The organism is Bradyrhizobium sp. 187 (genome assembly GCF_023101005.1).
Taxonomy (GTDB): domain Bacteria; phylum Pseudomonadota; class Alphaproteobacteria; order Rhizobiales; family Xanthobacteraceae; genus Bradyrhizobium; species Bradyrhizobium canariense_D.
Genome location: NZ_CP064693.1, coordinates 1,488,071 through 1,509,207, shown reverse-complemented (window position 1 = coordinate 1,509,207; position 21,137 = coordinate 1,488,071). Strand labels below are relative to the sequence as shown.

Sequence of the window (21,137 nt, the reverse complement as noted above, 5' to 3'; positions counted from 1 at the left end):
AGCCCAATCGGATCAAAAGGGAACGGAATTGTCGGACGCCACACGCCCAGCCCCGCGGGAAGCGAGCACGACGGCCGAAGCGAAGATATTCGAGGATATCGGCGGTCTTCTCGATTTCCATGCCCGCAAGATGCCGGTGGCCCCCGCCCTCCTCGCCCCCGGCCAGCCGGTCCTCAACTACGGCGGGATTGGCGCGCGGACGCAGGATCTCGTCCGCACGCTGCGCGGGCTCGGCATCGCTCCTACCGACCGCATCGCGGTTGCGTTGCCGCGCGGTGCCGACAGCGCACTGGCCCTGATCGCGGTAGCCTCGAGCTGCGCTTGCGTTCCCGTCAATCCCGATCTGACGGCGGACGAGCTGCAACGCTATTTCAGCGAATTGAAGCTGACGGCGCTCGTCACCCGGGCCGACACGAACTCGGCGGCCCGCGATGTCGCCAAGGCGCTCGATATTGCGGTGATCGATTTCGTGCCGGGGCCGCAAGACGATCTCGGCGGCTGCGCGTTGGTCGGGCCGGCGGTCGGACCGGCGAGCAGCAGCGGCGCCTCGCGCGGCGACGACGACGCGTTCATCCTGCTGACCTCGGGCACGGCGGCGCGACCGAAGATGGTGCCGCTGACGCATCGCAATGTGTGCCTCTCCGCCTACAATGCCGGCCGCGTGCTCTCGCTCGCGTCCCACGATCGTCTGCTCAACGTCCTGCCGCTGTTTCACGCCCATGGTTTGATTTCCGGCCTGCTGACGGCGCTGGCCGCGGGCTCCAGCGTAGTCTGTACCGAGGGTTTCGACGCAGCCTCCTTCTTCGGCTGGATGCGGCAGCTGCGACCGACCTGGTACACGGCAGTGCCGACCATCCATCGCGCGCTGCTGACGGCGGCGGAAGCCAACCCGGATCTTGCCCGATCGTCGTCGCTGCGCGTGATCCGCTCCGCCTCGGCCTCGCTTACGCCTGCGATCCTCGACGGGTTGGAGGCGACGTTCGGCGTTCCCGTGCTCGAAACCTACGGCATGACGGAGGCGGCCTCGCAGATCGCGGCCAACCCGTTCGAGCTGCGCAAGGTCGGATCGGTCGGCCGCGCCGCGGGCCCCGAGATCACAATCATGGACGAGACGGGCCGCGCGCTCGCCAGCGGCCAGCACGGCGAGATCATGCTGCGCGGACCCAACATGAGCCGCGGCTACTATAATGACGAGGCGGCGACGCAGGCTGCCTTCCGCGACGGTTGGTTCCGGACCGGCGATCTCGGCTATCTCGATGCCGACGGCTATCTCTTCATCGTCGGCCGCATCAAGGACGTCATCAACCGCGGCGGGCAGAAGATCTCGCCTCTGGAGGTGGAAGAGGTTCTGCTCAGCCATCCGGCGGTGCTGGAGGCCGGCGTGTTTGCCGTCCCGCACCCGAAGCTCGGCGAGAACGTCGCCGCAATCGTGGTGCTGCGGCCGAATTCCGAGGCGACTTCGGACCAGTTGCGCCAGTTCGCCCGGAAACGGCTCGCGGCCTACAAGGTGCCGAGCCTGATCCGCAGCGTCGCGACGCTGCCGAAAGGCGCCAGCGGCAAGGTCAAGCGCAATGCGCTCGCCGAATTGATTGCAACGGACGGCGGCGAGGAGGAGGCCCGTCTGCCGCGCAACGAGCTGGAGACCGAGCTCGCCGGGATCTGGGCCAATCTGCTGGAGCTGCCGCAGGTCGGGGGCGATCAGGACGTCTTTGCGCTCGGTGCCGACTCGCTCGCGGTGACGCAGATGCGTTCGCGCCTGCGCGAACGCTTCAATGTCGATTTCTCGTTCGAGGACGTTTTTGATTGCGCCACGGCCGCCGCGCTTGCGGCCCGGATCGAGACCGCCGCAATCCATCGCGAAACGATGCTACCGGCCTGGCGCCAGGCCGGGGAAGCAGACGCGCCGCTGTCGTTCCAGCAGCAGCGGATGTACGTGCTCTCGCGGCTCGACCCCACGCGCTACAATTATAACGTCGTCGAAGTCGCGCTCCTCAAGGGTGGGCTCGACGTCGCCGCACTTTCTGCGAGCCTCACCGCCGTATCGGCGCGCCATGAGGCGTTGCGGTCGGTCATCGTCGAACGCGAGGGCGAGCCGGTGCAGCTTGTGCTGCAATCGCCACCGCGGTTCGAGCGGATCAAGCTCAAGCCCTGCCCCGCGAACAAGCGGGTCGCTGTTGTCAGGCGCGAAGCACTCCGGCTCGCGCAACATCCGTTCGACCTTGCGAACGAGGCACCGCTGAAGGTCACGCTGCTCTCGTTCGACAAGAGCAGCCATGTGCTGGTGGTCAACGTCCACCACCTCGTCACCGACGGCTGGTCGCAGCGGCTGTTCTGGGAAGAACTCGCCGCCCATTATTCGGCAGCGCGCAAGAACGACGTGGCAGCACTGCCTTCGCCCGCCTTCCAGTATCGCGACTTTGCGCTCTGGCAGCAGAGCTGGGCGCAGACGCCGGCGGCCAAGGAGCAGCTCGATTACTGGCGGGTGCAACTGGACGGCGTCATCACGCTGCCGCTGCGAACCGACCGCCCAAGGCCGGAGGTCTGGAGCGGCCACGGTGCCCGTCACTATCTCGAATTCTCCAAAACCCTGTCGGCCGACCTGCGCGCGCTGAGCCAGAACAAGGGCGTCACGCCCTTCATGACCCTGCTCGCCGTGTTGCAGTGCCTGCTGTTCCGTCACACCGGACAAGAAGATGTCGCGACCGGATCGCTGATCGCCAACCGCAATCAGATCGAGAGCGAGCGCCTGATCGGAGTGTTCGCCAACACCCTGATCCTGCGCAATGATTTTGGCGGCGATCCGAGCTTCGGCGACATGTTGCGCCGGGTACGGCAGGTCACGCTCGATGCCTATCGCAATCAGGATCTCCCGATCGAGGAAGTCCTGCGCTCGCTTCAGATCGCACGAAGGACGGACGGCAATCCGCTGTTCCGGATCATGTTCATCCTCCAGAATGCCTCGATCGAGGCGGCACGATTCTCCGGTCTGTCGACGCGGCGGATCGAGATCGATCCAAAAGTGGCGCGATTCGACATCACGCTCGAACTGGTCGAGGCCGACGGCCGTTTCACCGGCTTCTTCGAATACGCCACCGATCTGTTCGACGCGGCGACGATCGAGGGCATGGCCGCTCAGTTCAAAACCCTGCTCAAATCCGTCATCGCCGATCCGGAGCAGCGCATCTCCCGCCTGGCACTCCTGACTGAGGCCGAACGCCGGCAGCTGCTGGCGCAGGGCCGGGGCGTGCCGGCCAATTTCGTCGCGCGCGGCAATTTGAGCGAAGGTTTCGATCGCCAGGTCAAGAAGACGCCGAACGCGATCGCGGTGTCGGACGGCCGCACATCCCTGAGCTACCGCGAGCTGGCGCGCCGCAGCCAAGCGGCTGCGCGCTGGCTCACTCTCGAAGGCGTCGGCGCCGAGGCCGTGGTCGCCTTGCTTGCAGATCGCGGGCCCGACCTGCTCGCCGCGATGATCGCCGTACAACGCGTGGGCGCCGCCTTCCTCAATCTCGATCCCGACCAGCCGCGGGAACGGCTCGCAACCATCCTCGGATCGAGCGGGGCCCGCATGCTGCTGATCGAACGGGCGCAGTCATCCATGGCGGAGGCGCTGCTCGAACCGCTGGTCGAGCGCATCCAAATGGCCGAGCTCGAGGACGCGATCGCGCCAGCGTCGGCCAAGCCGGCCCCCGCAAAGCGGCGCGCGGCGTCGAGCCTTGCCTATCTCATCTACACCTCCGGGTCCTCCGGCGCGCCCAAGGGCGTCATGATCGAGCAGCGCGGGCTGTCAAACCATCTGGCGTCGCTCATCTCCGAGCTGAACCTCTCGTCCCGGGACGTGATCGCGCAGACCGCGCCACAGAGTTTTGTCATCTCGGTGTGGCAGTTCCTCGCGGGGCCCATGGTCGGCGCGCGCGTCCACATCTGCGGGACCGCGATCGTGCAGGACCCGATTTTGCTCGCGCGCGAGATCGAGCGCGAGGGCATCACGGTGCTCGAGATCGTCCCATCGCTGCTGCGCGTGATCCTCGATCGCATGGACGAGGCACAAATCCGACGCGCCTTTGCGAGGCTGCGCCTTCTGATCTCGACGGGCGAACCGCTGCCCGTCGATCTGTGCAAGGCCTGGTTCGCCCGCTGTCCGAAAGTGCCGCTGATCAACGCCTATGGTGCCTCGGAATGTTCCGACGACGTCTCGCTGCATCGCCTGACCAGGGCGCCCACGACCACGACGGGCAACGTCCCGGTCGGCGCGCCGCTGCCGAATACCCAGCTCTACGTGCTCGACGCAAGCCTGCAGCCGCAGCCGGTCGGCGTAACCGGCGAGCTCTGCATCGGCGGCGCCGGCGTCGGCCGCGGCTATGTCAACGATCCCGCGCAGAACCGGCAGCGCTTCCTGCCCGATCCGTTCTCGCGCAAAGCTAGCAGCCGGCTGTACCGGACCGGCGACCTCGCCCGTCGCCGTGCCGACGGCACGATCGAATGCCTCGGTCGCGCCGACCATCAGGTCAAGGTCCGCGGCTACCGTATCGAGCTCAAGGAGATCGAGAACGCGCTTACCGACCATCCCAGTGTGTGCGCCGGCATCGTCGAGCCGCGTCGCGAAGCAAGCGGCGATATCAGGCTGATTGCCCATATCGTCGCGAGATCCGGCAGCCGGAGCAGCGCCAGCGAGCTGCGCGATTTCCTGAAGAGCCGGCTGCCGGGCCATGCCATCCCGTCCGCGTTCCTGTTCCTGGGTCAGGTGCCGCTCAATGCCCATGGCAAAATCGATCGGGCCGCGCTGCTGGCGTCGGCGCAGCAGGAAACGTTCGGACCGGATGCGGCCGTGCCGGCGCGGCGCTTTACCGAAAAGGTGCTGTCCGACATCTGGATCGACCTGCTGAAGGTCGAAAGCCTCGGCGTCACCGACAATTTCTTCGACCTCGGCGGCCATTCGCTGCTGGCGGGCCAGGTCATGGCGCGCGTCGCTCGGGCGCTCGGCGCGTCGCTGCCGATCAAGACCATCTTCGAGGCACCGACGATCGACGAGCTTGCCCGGCGGGTCGACGAGGCCGTGGCGGCAAAGCCGCGCAAGCCGGCCCCAACTGTAGCGAGGTTGGCTAGTGCGAGCCTGGCCGAAGGCAGCCCTCTCTCGATCGCGCAGGACCAGATGCTGCGGATCGAGCAGAATCTTCGCGGACTGCCGCTGTTCAACCTGCCTTTCGCTTTCCGCCTCCAGGGGCCGCTGAATCCGGCCGCCCTGGCGCAGGCGATCGACGACATCGTGCGCCGGCACGAATCGCTGCGGACTCATTTCGGCTGGAGCGGCGGGGAGCCCGTCAGCCGCATCGCCGCGCCCGGCGCCCTCGGCCGTGTCCTGACTGTCGGGACGATCGGCGACGGTCAGCCCCACAACAACAAGCGGCGCAAGGCGCTGGAGCTCCGCAAGATCAATCTCCTGATCGAACAGGAGACCTATGTCCCGATCGACACCACGCGCGCGCCGCTGCTGCGCGCCCGGCTGTTGCGGCTCCACGATGGCGATCACGTGTTGCTGCTGACGCTGCACCACGCCGTCGTCGATGGCTGGTCGATCGGCGTGCTGTTCGAGGAATTGTCCTACCGCTATGCGGCGCTGGCCGGATATTCGTCGGTGCCGCTGCCCAAACCGCCGCCGGCCTTTTCGGACGTGGCGCGCTGGCAGCGCTGGTGGTGCGGCACCGATGCCGCCCGCCGTCAGGCGGCCGACTGGACCGAGAATTTGCGCGGGGCGGCTCCCCTCTTCGAGGGCGAATCAAGGCCGGGCCCGTCCAGGGGGCACCATCCGGTCAGTCTCAAGCGTGAGCTGATCGGCCGGCTCGCGGCTTTCGCCGGCCAGCACAATTGCACGCTGTTCATGTGCCTGCTGACCGGCTTGAAGGCCGTGCTGCTGGCGCGGACCGGCCGCGACGACATCTCGATCGCCACCGCCATGGCCAATCGCGCCCAGCCGGACACCGACCGGATCGTCGGTCCGTTCGAGAACACGGTGATCGTTCGCACCAAAATCACGCCGGAGCTGTCGTTCGCGCAGGCCGTAGTCCGGGTCCGCCAGAGCGTGCTTGACGCGCATGCGCGCCAGGAGCTGCCTTTCAACATCCTGGCCGATCATTTGGAGCAGGAGGGGGTCAATCCAGCCTCGCTGCTCCAGGTCTATTTCACCCTGCAAAATCCGCTGCGCCAGCCGCTCGATCTGCCTGATCTCACGACAGGATCGATCGGCAACATCGCCCGCGAAGGCCAGCCGGTGCTGCCGATCGACCAGACATGGCTGTCGCTGATGCTCAAGGAGCGGCCGACGGGAATCACCGGTTCGTGCAATTACAAGAGCGAGCTGCTCGACGGCGCTACGGTCGGCCAGTGGATGGAGGATCTCCTCGCGCTGCTCGCGGCCGCCCTCGCCCAACCCAACACACCGCTCGGCCGATTGCTCAATCGCAGGGCGGCATGACCGGCCGTACATCACGGATGAATACGGGGTCACTCGTCAAAGCTGTGAATGACCAAGTTGCATCTTGATTATTTGGCGCCATCGCGCAAGATTATTCTCGCGTTTTGATTTGGACGAGTATTTTCAACCGGGGAGTTCGTTATGGGTTTCATCAAATTTACCAAGGGCACCTCGTTGAGCGACAAGGACCGCAAGGCCCTGCAGAAGTTGCTCGGCGCCGAGAAGAAGAAGCTGCAGTCCGCGCTGAAGGACGTCGACGCCAGCATTTCGATGTTGGGCAGCTCCAAGAAGTCCAAGAAGAAGAAGACGTAAGACTCGTCGGCCGGGACGCCGCACGAATCTTCAGGCTTCAGTTTTCGGGCTTCATTTTTCACATTTGGCCGCTCGCGTGTCGAGTTGGGGTCTCGCACAAGCTTGCGCCCGTAAACCGGCCAGCAATCGACAAGGATTCGCCCGAGTGGACCGCTAGAAGCGGTCCGCTTAGTTGATTCTTGCTCAGTTGATTCTTCCGTCATGGCAGGGGATTTGGCCCCGGCCTGGCGCCATGGGCCCAATTGATGGCAGACGACAGAATTGAACTGTTTGTCGGATTGATCGAGAATTTTGACACGCCAGGTGCGATCGATACGTGCCGGCGCCTGCTCTCGGTCGACGAACGGGTACGAGCCGACCACTTCGTGTTCGAGCGGCACCAGCGACAGTATATTTTCGCGCACGCGATGTTGCGCCTTGCGCTCTCGCACGTCGCACCTGAGGTCGCACCGTCCGACTGGTCATTTGCGGCCGGGCGTTACGGGCGGCCGTTTGTCGCATCACCCAGGACATCGAGCACGCTGCATTTCAGCCTGTCGCACGCCGACGGCTGCGTCGCCTGCGTCGTGTCGGGGCATGAGACCGTCGGCGTCGATGTCGAGACCGTGTCGCGTCGGGTGGCGCCGCTGTCGACCGCGCTTCGGTTCTTCGCGCCGGAAGAGGTCGAAACGCTGCGCAGGCTGCCGGAGCCCGCCGCGACCGAGCGCTTCTTCGACTACTGGACGCTGAAAGAAGCCTATCTGAAGGCCAGGGGTTTCGGCCTCAATTTGCCGCTCGACGCCTTCGCGATGCAGGTATCGCGCGAGGCCATCGAGATCAGCTTCAAGCCCGATATCCCCGACGATCCGCAAGGCTGGCGATTCCAGCTGATCTCGCCGTCGCCCTCGCATCGTCTCGCGATCGCGGACGGCTCCCGCGCCACCGGCGGCCTTCCCATCACCCGCAATGGATGGCCGCTACAGGAGGCGGCTGAATGACGCCGCGGCGGCTGCGCGTCTTTCCCGCGATTTCGCGCAACCGCGACCCCAAGAAATATGTCGACGAGCTGATGCGGGTGGCGCAGTTCGCCGATCGCAACGGCTTCGAAGGCATCCTGCTATTCGAAGGCAACGACGTGTTCGTCGAGCCCTGGGCGATGGCCCAGCACATCATCGGCGAGACGACCCGATCCTCGCCGCTGATCGCGGTCAATCCGGTCTACATGCACCCGTTCACGGCGGCAAAATTCGTCTCGTCCTTTGCGCAGCTCCACGGCCGCAAGGTCTATCTCAACATGATCACGGGGACGGCGGTCAGCGATCTGCAGGGGCTCGGCGACGAGCAGTCGCACGCCGATCGCTATGTCCGGCTCGGCGAATTCGTTGCGCTGATGCGCCAGCTGCTGGCAAGCCCGCGTCCGACGACTTTCGAGGGCCGGTTCTACCGCGCCAGCAACCTGCAACTTCGGCCGCGCCTGCCGCCGGAGCTGATGCCGGAATTTCTGGTCGCAGGCCAGTCCGAGCCGGCACAGCGCGTCGCAAAGGAGACCGGCTGCATCAAGATGCAGATGTTGCCGCCGGATCTCGACCGCGGCCTCGATGCGCCGGGCATGAATTTTGGAATTTTCGCCCGCGAGGGACGCGACGAGGCGCGGCAAGCGGCAAAGGCGCGTTTCCGCGATAATGCCGACGATCGCGAGCTGCTCGCGCTCACCGTGGAGAACAGCGATTCCGTGTGGAAACGGCGCCTCTACGAGAGCCAGAGCGGCGAGCTCGCGGACAATGGCTATTGGCTGCTGCCGTTCCTGACCTTCCAGGCCGACTGCCCCTACCTCGTCGGCAGCTACGCGGAGATCGGCGCGAAGCTGAAGGAGTTTGCCGCGAAGGGGCTGACCACGATCATGCTCGACATGGTCGCGGACGAGACCGAGATGCAGCACGTCTGCAAGGCGCTCGCGGCAAGCGGGATGTTTTGAGTTGTGGATGAAGTCGACCTAACCATCCACATCGTCATTGCGAGCGTAGCGAAGCAATCCAGAGTCCCTCCGCGGAAAGATTCTGGATTGCTTCGCTACCCTCGCAATGACGGAGAATGATGGGCTACTCAGCGAGAATCAGCGCGCCTCTTCGAAGCCGGCCAGCACCGAGGTCAGGTTCGCGCCGAGGATGTCCGAGAGGTAGCCGCCCTCCTGCACGAACACGGTCGGCAGGCCCATCTTCGCGATGGCCTGTCCGATGCGGCGGAAGCCCGGCGTGGTGACGGCGAGACCCTTGAGCGGATCGTGCTCGGAGGCGTCGAGGCCGAGCGCGATGACGAGGGCGCCGGGCGCAAAGGACTCGATCGCCTTGCGCGCGACGTCCATCGCCTGGATGTAGCCGTCATCGCCGGTGCCGATCGCCAGGGGAATGTTGAGATTTGTGCCAAGGCCGGGACCTTCGCCGCGCTCATGCGCATAGCCCCACACGTAAGGATAATACGCGACGGGATCGGCATGGATCGAGACCGTGTAGACATCCGGCCGCGCGTAGAAGATTCCTTGCGTGCCGTTGCCGTGATGGACGTCGACGTCGAGGATCACGACACGCTCGTGCCTCTGCCGCAGATGCGCCGCCGCGATCCCGCTGTTGTTGAGGAAGCAGAAGCCGCCGGCCATGTCGCGATAGGCGTGATGGCCGGGCGGCCGGCAGAGCGCATAGGTCGCATCCTCGCCGTCCATCACCATCTGTGCCGCGGTGACCGCGACGTCGGTCGCAGCGCAGGCCGCAGCCCAGGTGCCCGGGCCGATCGGCGCCGCGGTGTCGGCGGTGTGCCAGCCGAGCTTGCCGGTGATATGGGTGGGATAAGTCGCGGCATGGCGCACCGGATGGATATTGCCGATCATCTCCGGGCCGGAATCGCCGAGCGCGGTCCAGGCCTCCCAGGCCTCGCTCAGGAACGACAGATATTCCGGACTGTGGATGCGCGCACGCGGTCCCTGCCCGAATGTGGTCGGCTCGACCAGTTGATGCTTGCCGTCCTTGAGCCCTTTGAGCAGGCGGTCGGCACGTTCGGGCTGCTCGGTGGTGCGCTTGACCACACCGCGAACCAGGAAGAATTGCGGATCGTGGCTGCGATGCAGCTCGGTATGGACGGCTTTCACTCGAACACTCCGTGGTCGCTTTGAGGGTGCCACAGATGTCTAAATCCCCGCGGCGGCGAGATGCAAGCAAGAAGAATGCCGCCCCTGTCGCACCGCCCTGCGCCGGAAGCAGATCCCTCGTGAAGCTCAGCAGCGCCCGCGCTGAAGGCAGTGCTCGCGGCCCTGCTGGTCGGTGCGGAAGGACTCGACGAAGCCGCCCTGACGCTGAGTGACGAAGATCGTCTTGCCGTCGTGGCCTCCGAAGGCGAGGTTGGTCGGCTCCTTGGCTCTCAGCGTGATCTCCCGCTCCACCGCGCCATTGGCCTTCATCAACGTGATCGTGCCCTTGAGGATGCGCGCAACATACAGGCGGCCAGCGATGTCGGTGCGCAGGCCGTCGACAGTGTCGGGCTGAAATGCCTTGACGAGTCTTGGACTGGTGAGCTCGTTGCCGGCGACCGTATAGGACCAGATCTGACCGCTGCTGGATTCCCCGACATAGAGCGTCTTGTCATCAGGGCTGAGATCTATGCCGTTGGTCGTGCCCATCGCGCGCGGCGCCGACATCAGCTGTCCCTGCACCGTTCCGTCGGCTCCCTTCGCGATGCGCCAGATGTGGCCTTCGCGACCTTTCCAGTTCGGATCGCTCGCGTAGATCGTGCCGTCGCGGGCGATGGTGATGTCGTTGGGCTGGTTCATCTCGTCGGAGTGAAACCAGATGGCGGGCTCGGTCGATCCCTTCGGGATCGCGAAGATGTTGTGCTTCTTGTAGTCGGCGATGAACATGGTGCCGTCGCGCGCGAAGCGGATGGCATTGCCGACGCTGCCCTCGGGCAGCGCCGTGAACGGCTCGGACGCCGTGCCGCCGACGGGCAGCTTGCCGATGGTGCCGGGCTTGCCGAAATTGACGACGAAGAGATTGCCGTCGAGATCGGCGGCCGGCCCTTCGATGCCGAACGTGTATTCGCCTGATGGCGTCACCTGCACGCTTTCGAACAGTTTCGTTTCCGCTCGGGCCGGTGCCGTCGCAAGGACGAGAACAACGCTACTGCACAGGCACCAGAAATTCCTGCCGGATGTAATAGCCATCGCCGTCGCTGCACTCGCCATTCAGATAGGCATCGGCCGGTCGGAAGAAGCGGCTGAAACCGGGTTTGTCTACAGCGTTCCTTTGTGTCACGACGACGACCTTGGCAGCCGGTATTTCGCCGCATTCCTTGTTCGTTTTGCCAAAGAACTTGCGCTGCGGCGGGCCGGATTTGATCCGCATCCGGATGCCTGGAACCATTCTTGACACCAGCAGATCCGCCGTGTCGAGCAGGCGCGTGTAACCGGGTTCGGCCTTCGGCAGGCCGTCGCCACCCGGCGGCATCAGTTTCTCCGCGCCCAACCCACGAAGCCGCGTGCGCAACTTTCCGGAATCGGGATCACCAGGATAGATCCAGCCATCCTGCGACAGCATGAAGCGAAGCACCGTCGCGTCCTTCTGAGCGTCCGATAGGCCCGGCTTCAGGCCGAAATCCGAGTGACAGCCGACGCAGTGCTTTTCGACGAGGCCCTTGCGCAAATTGGTGAGCCGGACGCTGTTCTGCGCGTCCCTGGCCACGAAGACCGCCAGTTGCTCGATCAGCGCCTGGCTACGCACGTCGCAGGGCAGCGGCGACGGCGCATCGCCCGCGGCGCGGTCGATCCGGATCACGGTCTGGTTTTTGTCCTCGACCAGCCAGATTGCGCCGTCCTCCGCGACCGTCATGCCGACCGGCGCACCTTGCGGCCGCGCGCCGTTGACGCGGTGCCAGCCTGCGATCAGCTCCTCGAACGGCGCGGCGGCGACGGCGCCGGCCTCGGTCTGAAAGCTGTGGGTCGGATCGGCCGCGCAACTGACATGATAGCGTACCGGCGCCGGGGCGGGCTTCGGGAAGCCGTGATCGTCGACGTCATAGACGATGACGCGGCTGCCGGTCGGGCGATAGCCATGCAGGCCGACCAGCAGCTTGCCCTCGAGCTCCGGAAATTTCGCGCCGCGATAATAGAGCATCGCGAGCGGCGCGCCGTGCGGCGGCAGCAGCGAGAACGGCGCCTTGTAGAGAGCGTTGGCGGTGCACAGCGATTTGTAGACCCCCGACCGCAATACGATCCTGAATTCTAGACTCGGCGTCGACAAATCGTAGCAATAGGGCCAGCCGTAATGCCTGCCCTGCTCGATCGCGTTGATCTCCTCGTTCGGCTTGAAAATGTCAGGCAGGTCGCGGCCGTTCTCGCCTTGCAGAAAGGCATAGCCCGCATCAGGGAAGTTCGGATGCAGCGCCAGCGCCATCGAGTTGCGCAGGCCGCGCGCATAGACACCGTGCGGCGGGTCGGGTTCGCCAGGCTTCAACGCCGGGAAGATACCGCCCGGGGGCGGCGTGAACAGCCAGATCGACGCCATTGCGGAAACGCCCTCGGCCGCCGCGCAAGGTCTCGTGATCGGCGCCGGCGTGATGCAGTCGTCGCTGTGCGAGCCGACATTGACGAACAGCCGGCCGTTCTTATCAAAGACAAACTGCTTGAATGGATGCGCGCTCTCGTCGAGCTTTTTGCCGTCGGGCAATGTGATCCGGCGGCCGGGCATGTGACGGACGACGGTCTCGACCGTGTCGCGCGGATTGTCGGCGAGCGGATCGAACCGGAAGATCGTCTCCGCGCTCGAGGCATAGAGCTTCTTGTCCGGGCCGATCGCGAGGCCGAACGGATATTCGATTGCAGTCAGCAACTCCTTGAACAGCTGTCCCTGGGGTGCCCGCGGGTCGAGCAACAGCAGCCGGCCAACGGTATGGCCCCAGCCCGCCATGTCGGCGACCACGAACAGGTCACGACCGGGCACCTGGATGATCGAGCGCGGGAATTTCAGCCGATCCTCCTCGCTGGCGACGAGGCCAGCGCAAAATCCCGCCTTCATGTCGATCTGGATTCTGGGAAAGGCGAGATCGGCGCTGCCGCAGGTCTCCGTGCCGATCGCATAGCCGCTCTTGCGGACCGGTTCTGATGAGCCTACCGAGGCGAGGGTCAGGAGGACCACCAAGGCGCCCGTGCATGCGCGCAGGCTTCGGCTTTCACGCCAAAATGTGAGGTGGTTCACGGCGCCTCCCGGACGTTCCGTCCAGGGTTGTTCCACGCCGCGGGAACGCCGTGCAGTTGATCAACACCCCTTGTGATCAAACCAGCAGGGGGCTTGGCGCCGACCAATCTCCGTAGATTCCCTTACCGGGCTCGACCCGAATGTTTCGCGAAGGCTTGGAATGGTATCGGTTTGCCGTCCCAATCGCTCCCAATAGGAGACGCATATGGTCCAGGTCTATTTTCACTGCTCCAACTTGGACGGCACGCTGATCGATCGCAGCGGCACAGCCGTGACCAACCTGACCGAGGCGCGCGACCGTGCCGCCCAGATCATGAACGCGATGATCCTGACGCCCGGCGCTGAGGATTGGCGCGACTGGGTAATCCATGTCAGCGGCTCCGACGGCGAGGAGATCTTCGACCTCCCCTTCACTGCCATGCTCGGCAAGCCGCACTGAGGTGATGCCATGTTGCTCGCGTCACTGACCCTGCTCCGCCAGCCCCTGAACTTCATCGCCAGCAAATGGCTGACGCTGATCCGGATCGCGGGCAATCCCTACCGCCCCGAGCTCCACTACATGCGCGGGCCTGGCCCGAAATGGCACGCCAGGTATCAGGCCAGCCGGCTGGATCGCGCGCGCTGAGCCCTGCGGCTTCCGCTTCCCACTGATCGGTCTCATAACTCGTCATGCCCGGGCCTGTCCCGGGCTTTCTCGTCTTGGCATCTACGTCTTGCCGACTGCGCCACCCCCGCTGTTACACACCAGCCATGCCGCGTCGCCCTTTCGATGTTCTCGATGGGGGCGATGTGCCATTCTTCGCGGAGCTCAGCGCAACGAAGCCAAACCGAAGACAGCACACAGACATCATCATGCCGCACCAGTTCAGCCACACCCAAACCGTCCGCAAGCCCGCCGTCACATCCAAAGGCGGCATCGTCGCCGCGCAATCGCGGCGGGCGGCCGAAGTGGGGGCGCAAGTGCTGGCGGCGGGCGGCGACTGTGTGGACGCGATCGTCGCCACCACCTTCGCACTTAACGTGCTGGAGCCCTGGAACAGCGGCATGGGCGGCGGCGGCGCGATGGTGCTCTACCGTGCCGCGGAAAATCTCCACGAGGTGATCGACTACGGCATGTGCGCGCCGCAAAGCCTGCGCGCCGCCGACTATCCGCTCAGCGGCGAAGGCGCGGCTTCCGACCTGTTTCCCTGGCAGCGGGTGAAGGACGACCGCAACATCCACGGCCCCGGCTCGATCGCCGTGCCCGGCGTCGTCGCCGGCATGGAGGAGGCGCATCGCCGTCACGCCAGGCTGCCGTGGAAGGATCTGGTCGCGCCGGCCGTCGCCCTCGCCGGCGAAGGCCTGCTGGTCGATTGGTGGACCACGCTGACGATCGCGGCATCGGCGTCCGATCTTCGGCGCTATCCCGCGAGCGCGACAACGTTCCTGAAGGACGGCCTCCCGCCGAGCGCGCCGTGGGGCATCAAGTCCGAGACGCGACTGCCGCTGGACACGCTGAAGGCGACACTGGCGCACCTGGCCGACGCCGGTCCGCGCGATTTCTACCAGGGCGATCTCGCCAGGAGCATCGCATCCGACATCAAGGCCGACGGCGGCGCGCTGTCAGTGGAGGATCTCGCCGCGTTCCGAGCTCATCGGCGCGATCCGCTGGCGATCCCCTATCGTGGCGGCAACGTGTTTGCGACGCCGGAGCTCACAGCCGGACCGACAATGGCGCATGCGCTGCGCCTGTTGCAGCAGAACCTGAAGCCGGGAAGCGCGCCCGACGCGGCCGCCTATGCCGAATATGCCGCCGCGCTGCAATCGGCCTATCGCGAGCGACTCAAGGATATGGGCGATGCCGACGGCAAGCGCTCGCTCGGCGCGGAATATCTGGCGCCCGCCTGCACCACGCACTTCTCCGTGGTCGACCGCCACGGCAACATCGCGGCGGTGACGCAGACGCTGCTGTCGTCCTTCGGCTCGAAATACGTCACGCCGCACACCGGCATCGCCATGAACAACGGCATCATGTGGTTCGACCCGAAGCCAGGCACCACCAACTCGCTCGCCTCTGGCAAGCGCTGTCTCACCAACTACACGCCCGTCATCGCCGAGGCCGAGGACGGCAGACGGCTCGCGGTCGGTGCCTCCGGCGGTCGCCGCATCCTCCCGTCGGTGATGCAGATCGTGTCGTTTGCGATGGATTTTGGCATGGATCTCGATGCCGCAATCCATCAACCGCGCATCGACGCCAGCGAAGGCGCGATCGTGATCGGCGATACCAGGCTGCCGGCGGACACACGCGAGATGCTCGCGGCCCGATTCGACTACGAGGAAGCGCGGGTGCAGTACTTGCCGCAGAAGTTCGCCTGCCCGAGCGTCGTGATGCGCGACGGCGACACCAATTCCGGCGCGGTCGAGATTTTTCAGCCCTGGGCCGACGCAGTGGCGGAAGGCTGAGCTTAGATCCCCAACCGGTCCCGCACGCGGCCAGCGATCACTGCCGTCGTCACGCCAACCGGCCAGAAGGCGTGCATCGGGATCGGCTTGATGCCGGTGACGGGCATGTCGATCTCGGCCTTGGCGCCGCCGATCAGACGTCGTGCGAGCTGCGCGCCCATCGCGGTCGAGAGCGCGACGCCGCGGCCGTTGCAGCCGAGCGAGATCAGGATGTTGTCCGCGGGCTCGTGCACATGCGGGTAATGATCCGCGGTGATGGCAAGCCGGCTGTTCCAGCCATGGGTCCAGGCCACGCCCTTGAGCTGCGGCCATAGCCGTTCGGCGTATCGCATGAGATAGGCGACGTCGCGCGGCGAACTGATCCAGCGCATCGGGCCGCGGCCCCCCATCAAGAGGCGGTTCTGCTGATCGATGCGGTAATAGACGGTGATGTGGCCGCTCTCGTAAAGGACGGGACGCGTCGGCATGATCGAACGGGCCACGTCGTCAGAGAGCGGGGCCGTGGCCGCGATCGAGGAAAACACCGGCACGATGGTGCGGCGAAGCGCCGGCCAGAGATCGTCGGTAAAACCGTTGGTCGCGAGCAGCACCTTGTCGGCATGCACCACCGCGCGCGGCGTCTCGATGCGCCAGCGGCTGCCCTCGCGACGGAGTGATAGTGCGGGTGTTTCGCCATACACCTTCGCGCCCGCGGAGATCGCGGCGCGCGCGAGGCCGCGGGCATAGCTGAGCGGATGCAGATCGCCGCCGCGCGCATCCAGCATGGCGCCGATGTAGCGATCCGTGCCCGTCATCTCGCGCAATTGCTCGCGATTGAGGTACGACACCGGCATGCCACGGGCGATGCACTGCTGTGCGGTTGTCTCGATCGCGGCGGCGCTGGCCTCGTTATAGGCCGCGCGCAGCGTGCCGTTCTGCCGTGCTTCGCACGGGATCTGGTAGCGGCGGATCAAATCGTGGGTGAAGTTCGTCGTGCCGTAGGAGAACGCGACCATGCGGCGGCCGAGCTCAGCGCCGAAATCCGCCTCGATCTGATCGGGATCGTGCTTCAGTCCGGGATTGGTGTGACCGCCATTATTGCCGGATGCGCCCCAGCCCGGCTCCTGCGCCTCCAGCACCAGTGCCTCGACACCCTGCTCCGCCAGGTGCAACGCCGTGGACAGGCCGGTGTAGCCGCCGCCGACGATCGCGACCGAGACCGTCCTGTCGATTTCGAGCGGCGGCGTAGTCGGCGGCACGACGGCGGTGTCGGCGTAGAGGGACGGCGGCAGAGGCAGGCGCGTGGTCATGGCGAAGACCGGTCAGAGCGGATGCAGCACGCGGCGCAAAAAGTCCTGCGTGCGCGGATGCTGGGGTTGATTGAGCAGCGACTTGGCCGGCCCCTGCTCGACGATGACGCCGCCGTCGATGAACAGCACGCGGTCGGCGACGTCGCGGGCAAAGCCCATCTCATGGGTGACGACGACCATGGTCATGCCGTCGTCGGCGAGCTTGCGCATCACGCCGAGAACGTCGCCGACCAATTCAGGATCGAGCGCCGAGGTCGGTTCGTCGAACAGGATGGCCTTGGGCTGCATCGCCAGCGCCCGTGCGATCGCGACGCGCTGCTGCTGGCCGCCGGAGAGCTGGGGCGGATGCTCGTTGGCTTTCTCGGCAAGGCCCACCTGGGCGAGCAGCGCGCGGCCACGCTCGAATGCGGCAGCGCGTGGCTCCTGCTTCACATAGAGCGGACCTTCAACCACGTTCTCCAGCACCGTCCGGTGCGGAAACAGATTGAAGCGCTGGAACACCATCGAGACCTGGGTGCGGACTTTCACGATCGACGGCGCGTCGCTGTCGACCTTCAATCCCTCGACGCTGATCTCGCCGCGGTCGTAGCTTTCGAGACCGTTGATACAGCGCAAGATGGTGGACTTGCCGGAGCCGGAGGGGCCGACGATGCAGACCACCTCGCCCTTCTGGACGGACGCCGTGATGCCCTTGAGCACCTCGTTCGCACCGAAGCTCTTGTGGACGTCGGTCAACTCGATCATTTCTTGCCGGCCCGCTTCTCGAAGTGACGGACCAGCAGGATCAGCGGAATGCTCATGGTGAGATACATCAGCGCGACAAGCGTGAACACGTTGGTGTTCTTGAAGGTCGAGGACGCGATCAGCTTGCCCTGAAGGGCGAGCTCGGCGACCGTGATGGTCGAGGCCTGCGAAGAGTCCTTCAGCATCATGATCATGACGTTGCCATAGGGCGGCAGCACGATCCGCACCGCCTGCGGCAGCACGACCCGGCGCATGGTCAGCCACCAGCCCATGCCGATCGATTGCGCCGCCTCGATCTGCCCTTTGTCGATGGCCTCGATGCCGGCGCGGAAATTCTCCGCCTGATAGGCCGAGTAGGCGATGCCGAGCCCGAGGATCGCGGCCTGCAACGCGGACAGGGTAACGCCGAGATCGGGCATCACGAAATAGAGGTAGAACAACAGCACGATGATCGGAATGCCGCGGATCACGTTGATCAGGCTGGCGCTGAGCAGCGACAGGACGCGGATGCCGGAGACCCGCATCATCGCCCAGACGAGGCCAAGAACCGTCGAAAGCAGCAGCGAGCCGATGGTGACGACGATCGTCAGCGCGACGCCGCTCATCAGGATCGGGAAGAATTCGGCCGCGTCGTGCCAGAAGCCTTTCATCGATCAGCTTTCATCGATGGCCTCTGCCGATCAACCCTGTGCCTTCAGACCCCATTTATCGAGGATCTTGTCGATGGTGCCGTTGGCCTTCAGCTTGGCGAGCGAAGCGTTGATCTTGCCGAGCAGCGCGGCCTCGCCCTTGCGCACGCCGATGCCCACCGAGCCGAGGGTGACGGGCTTGTAGCCATCGACCAGGCGCACCTCGGGGAAGCCGCCCTGCTTCAGATTGTAGGCGAGGATCGGATAGTCGGCGTAACCGGCCTTGAGGCGGCCGGTGTTCACGTCGCGCAGGATGTCGGGGATGGTGTCGTAGGCCTTGACGTCGGCGAACAGGCCGGACTTCTTCAGCGCGTCGACGAAGGCGGTGCCGACCTGAGCGCCGACCGTCTCGCCCTTCAGATCGTCCTGGGTGGCGTAGGCCTTGGTGTCGCTCTTGGGGACCACGAGGCCTTCGCCATAGGTGTAGATCGGGTCGGAGAAGTCGACGACCTCCTTGCGCGGCGCTGTGATGAACATCGCGGCCGCGATGATGTCGATCTTGCTTGATGTCAGCGACGGGATCAGGGCCGAGAACTGCATCGGCTCGATCTGCACGTTGAAGCCGGCATCCTTGCCCACTTCAGTGACGAGATCGACCATGATGCCCTGGATGCTATTGGTCTTGGTGTCGAGGAAGGTGAAGGGAATGCCTGTCGGCGTCGAGCCGACCTTCAGCACTTGCTGCGCCGAAGCCGGCGCTGCTGCGGCAATCGCGAGTGCCGCGAGCGCGGCCAGACCAAAACGCTTCATCGCATCCCCCTTGGGCCCGACCGATGGCGGCGCTCGCAAACCTCGTTCATCGCAGACGTTGCGGGCAAAGCCGTTTCGGCCTATTTTCACCAATATGAAAATTTGGTCACACTTCTGCGGCCGATGCAAGTGGTTTTCATGCACATGAAGGAAGCGGTTTGACGTGAGCGGTGGCAAGAGAATGCACAGGCCGGCCGCCGCAAAGCCGGTGAAGAAGGTGAAGGTGAAAGCCTCCGCCCGGGCTATCGCCAAAGCGGCCGAGCCGGCGATGGATGTTGCGGTCGGCCGCCGCATTCGCGATCTCAGGCGCATCAGGCAATTCTCGCTCGAGACGGTCGCCTCGCGCACGGAGCTGTCGATCGGTTTCCTCAGCCAGATCGAGCGCGGACTGTCGTCGCCGTCGCTGCGCGTGCTGGCCACGCTCGCCGACGTGCTCGGCGTCGGCATCGCCGCGCTGTTCGGCGCGAGCCCGAACGCCGACGGTGCACCAGATCAGGTGGTCACGCGCGGACTGCAGCGGCCCGAGCTGAAGCTCTGGCGCACCGGCGTGTCCAAGCAGTTGCTGAGCCCCGCCAGCCCCGACAACCGGCTCAACCTGTTCCTGGTGCATCTGGAGCCGGGCGGCTCCACCGGTGACGAGCTCTACACCCATGACGGCGAGGAAGCCGGCCTCGTTCTCGAAGGCGAGATGATGCTGACGGTGGACAGCGAGACGTGGTCGCTGAAGACGGGCGACAGTTTTCGGTTTGCAAGCCGTCGGCCGCACCGGTTTTTAAATCCAGCCAATGACGCGAAGGCGGTGGTGCTGTGGGTGAATTGCGTGACGGGGACGGCGTAGCGCAGCCGTCATTGCCAGCGAAGCGAAGCAATCCACATTCTCACCGCGGAGACACTCTGGATTCCTCGTCGCGAGAGCTCCTCGCAATGACGGGAGGATAGAGTCTTAGCCAAACCGGTACTTGTACCGGTCCACTGTCAGCGCACTCACATCAATGTCCGGCTTCTTGCCTGACAGCATGTCGGCGAGCACGCGGCCGGAGCCGCAGGACATGGTCCAGCCTAGCGTGCCATGGCCGGTGTTGAGGTGAAGGTTGGCGTATTGCGTCGGGCCGATCACGGGCGGGCCGTCCGGCGTCATCGGGCGCAGGCCGCTCCAGAACGTCGCCTTGGAGAGATCGCCGCCTCGCGGAAACAGATCGGTCAGCGAGTGATCGAGCGTGGCGCGCCGCGCACCATAGAGCTGGCTCGAGAAGCCGGAGATTTCGGCGGTGCCGCCGACGCGGATGCGATTGCCGAGGCGCGTGATGGCGACTTTATAGCTCTCGTCCATCACCGTCGATTCCGGCGCGCCGGAAGCGTCCTTGATCGGTACCGTGATCGAATAACCCTTCACGGGATAGACTGGCAGCGAAATATCGAGCGGCGCGACCAGCCGCGACGACCAGCTTCCGAGCGCGAGCACGTAAGCTTCTGCCTGCAACATCCCAGCGCTGGTCGCGACGCCGCTAACGCGCGCCCCGTCGGTGACGATGCGGTCGATGCCGGTATTGAACATGAAGCGCACGCCGAGCGCTTCGGCATGCTTGGCCAGTGCCTGCGTGAACATGTGGCAGTCGCCGGTCTCGTCCTGCGGCAAGCGTAGTCCGCCCGCGACCTTCTCTTTCACGCCCGCCAGAGCCGGCTCGGCCGCGATGCAGCCCTCGCGGCTCAACACCTCGAACGGCACGCCGTATTGCTTGAGCACGGCGATGTCCTCACCGGTGCCGTCGAGCTGGGCTTGGTAGCGAAACAGCTGCAGCGTGCCCTGCGAGCGCTCGTCATACTGGACGCCGATGTCGCGGCGCAGGTCGCGCAGGCAATCGCGGCTGTATTCCGCGATCGGAATCATCCGGCTCTTGTTGATCGCGTAGCGTTCGCTGGTGCAGTTGCGCAGCATCTTGAGCAGCCAGACCCACATCACGGGATCGAGCTTCGGCCGGATCACCAGCGGGCCGTGCTTCATCAGCAGCCATTTGACCGCCTTCACCGGCACGCCGGGACCGGCCCAGGGCGAGGAATAGCCGGGCGACACTTCGCCGGCATTGGCAAAGGAGGTCTCGAGCGCCGGTTCGGGCTGACGGTCGACGACCGTCACCTCATGGCCGGCACGCGCGAGGTAGTAGGCAGAGGTGACACCGATGACACCGCTGCCGAGGATCAGAACTTTCACGCTTGGTCAAACTCC

The 21,137-nt window shown here is 65.2% G+C and carries 16 protein-coding genes; 8 read left to right on the top strand and 8 right to left on the bottom strand.

The features are described from left to right. Window positions 1-28: 28 nt before the first annotated feature. The 4 genes from IVB19_RS07245 (at window position 29) to IVB19_RS07230 (ending at window position 8,738) form a co-directional block, all read left to right on the top strand. Window positions 29-6,472, top strand: a complete 6,444-nt coding sequence (locus IVB19_RS07245) for a non-ribosomal peptide synthetase (RefSeq protein ID WP_247821178.1) — start codon at window positions 29-31, stop codon at window positions 6,470-6,472. A gap of 141 nt (window positions 6,473-6,613) precedes the next feature. Further along, window positions 6,614-6,784 carry a hypothetical protein gene (locus IVB19_RS07240; protein ID WP_247821177.1) on the top strand — a complete coding sequence of 57 codons (171 nt, stop codon included), beginning with the start codon at window positions 6,614-6,616 and terminating at the stop codon, window positions 6,782-6,784. A 245-nt stretch (window positions 6,785-7,029) separates the two neighbouring features. After that, entirely contained in the window at window positions 7,030-7,761 is a 732-nt protein-coding gene (locus IVB19_RS07235; protein WP_247821176.1) for a 4'-phosphopantetheinyl transferase family protein, read from the top strand. Continuing rightward, the gene (locus IVB19_RS07230) at window positions 7,758-8,738 is read left to right on the top strand and encodes an LLM class flavin-dependent oxidoreductase (protein ID WP_018455685.1); all 981 of its coding nucleotides are present in this window, start codon (window positions 7,758-7,760) and stop codon (window positions 8,736-8,738) included. Before IVB19_RS07235 ends, IVB19_RS07230 begins: the two co-directional genes overlap by 4 nt. A 138-nt stretch (window positions 8,739-8,876) precedes the next feature. On the opposite strand, the gene IVB19_RS07225 is transcribed toward IVB19_RS07230, so the two are convergent. The 3 genes from IVB19_RS07225 to IVB19_RS07215 form a co-directional block, all read right to left on the bottom strand. Continuing rightward, window positions 8,877-9,902: a histone deacetylase family protein gene (locus IVB19_RS07225; RefSeq protein ID WP_018455686.1), complete on the bottom strand. Its 1,026-nt coding sequence runs from the start codon at window positions 9,900-9,902 to the stop codon at window positions 8,877-8,879. Window positions 9,903-10,028: 126 nt separating this feature from the next. Beyond that, complete coding sequence (locus tag IVB19_RS07220; RefSeq protein WP_026233001.1) at window positions 10,029-10,970, bottom strand: SMP-30/gluconolactonase/LRE family protein; 942 nt, start codon at window positions 10,968-10,970, stop codon at window positions 10,029-10,031. Then, entirely contained in the window at window positions 10,927-12,999 is a 2,073-nt protein-coding gene (locus IVB19_RS07215; RefSeq protein WP_247294662.1) for a PQQ-dependent sugar dehydrogenase, read from the bottom strand. The genes IVB19_RS07220 and IVB19_RS07215 overlap by 44 nt, the downstream gene beginning before the upstream one ends. Before the next feature lie 205 nt (window positions 13,000-13,204). Here IVB19_RS07215 and IVB19_RS07210 point away from each other — a divergent pair, with 205 nt between their 5' ends. The 3 genes from IVB19_RS07210 (at window position 13,205) to IVB19_RS07200 (ending at window position 15,441) form a co-directional block, all read left to right on the top strand. After that, entirely contained in the window at window positions 13,205-13,438 is a 234-nt protein-coding gene (locus IVB19_RS07210; RefSeq protein ID WP_007606355.1) for a DUF6894 family protein, read from the top strand. Between the two features lie 9 nt (window positions 13,439-13,447). After that, on the top strand, window positions 13,448-13,624 hold the full coding sequence (locus tag IVB19_RS07205; RefSeq protein ID WP_018455689.1) for a hypothetical protein: 177 nt from the start codon (window positions 13,448-13,450) through the stop codon (window positions 13,622-13,624). 227 nt (window positions 13,625-13,851) lie between these two features. Next, the gene (locus tag IVB19_RS07200) at window positions 13,852-15,441 is read left to right on the top strand and encodes a gamma-glutamyltransferase family protein (RefSeq protein WP_247294664.1); all 1,590 of its coding nucleotides are present in this window, start codon (window positions 13,852-13,854) and stop codon (window positions 15,439-15,441) included. A gap of 2 nt (window positions 15,442-15,443) precedes the next feature. Here IVB19_RS07200 and IVB19_RS07195 read toward each other — a convergent pair whose 3' ends face one another. From IVB19_RS07195 to IVB19_RS07180, 4 genes are read right to left on the bottom strand one after another with little or no spacing between them, the layout of a single operon-like run. After that, entirely contained in the window at window positions 15,444-16,730 is a 1,287-nt protein-coding gene (locus IVB19_RS07195) for an NAD(P)/FAD-dependent oxidoreductase (protein ID WP_247294666.1), read from the bottom strand. 12 nt (window positions 16,731-16,742) lie between these two features. Then, the gene (locus IVB19_RS07190; RefSeq protein ID WP_247375406.1) at window positions 16,743-17,474 is read right to left on the bottom strand and encodes an amino acid ABC transporter ATP-binding protein; all 732 of its coding nucleotides are present in this window, start codon (window positions 17,472-17,474) and stop codon (window positions 16,743-16,745) included. Continuing rightward, a complete protein-coding gene (locus IVB19_RS07185) occupies window positions 17,471-18,124 on the bottom strand; it encodes an amino acid ABC transporter permease (RefSeq protein WP_018455693.1) in 654 nt (217 codons plus the stop codon). Before IVB19_RS07185 ends, IVB19_RS07190 begins: the two co-directional genes overlap by 4 nt. A 30-nt stretch (window positions 18,125-18,154) precedes the next feature. Beyond that, entirely contained in the window at window positions 18,155-18,913 is a 759-nt protein-coding gene (locus tag IVB19_RS07180; protein ID WP_247821175.1) for an ABC transporter substrate-binding protein, read from the bottom strand. Between the two features lie 181 nt (window positions 18,914-19,094). On the opposite strand from IVB19_RS07180, the gene IVB19_RS07175 reads away from it, so the two are divergent. After that, on the top strand, window positions 19,095-19,751 hold the full coding sequence (locus tag IVB19_RS07175) for a helix-turn-helix domain-containing protein (RefSeq protein ID WP_247294672.1): 657 nt from the start codon (window positions 19,095-19,097) through the stop codon (window positions 19,749-19,751). A 105-nt stretch (window positions 19,752-19,856) separates the two neighbouring features. Here IVB19_RS07175 and IVB19_RS07170 read toward each other — a convergent pair whose 3' ends face one another. Further along, window positions 19,857-21,122 carry a D-amino acid dehydrogenase gene (locus IVB19_RS07170; RefSeq protein WP_247821174.1) on the bottom strand — a complete coding sequence of 422 codons (1,266 nt, stop codon included), beginning with the start codon at window positions 21,120-21,122 and terminating at the stop codon, window positions 19,857-19,859. Window positions 21,123-21,137: the final 15 nt, after the last annotated feature.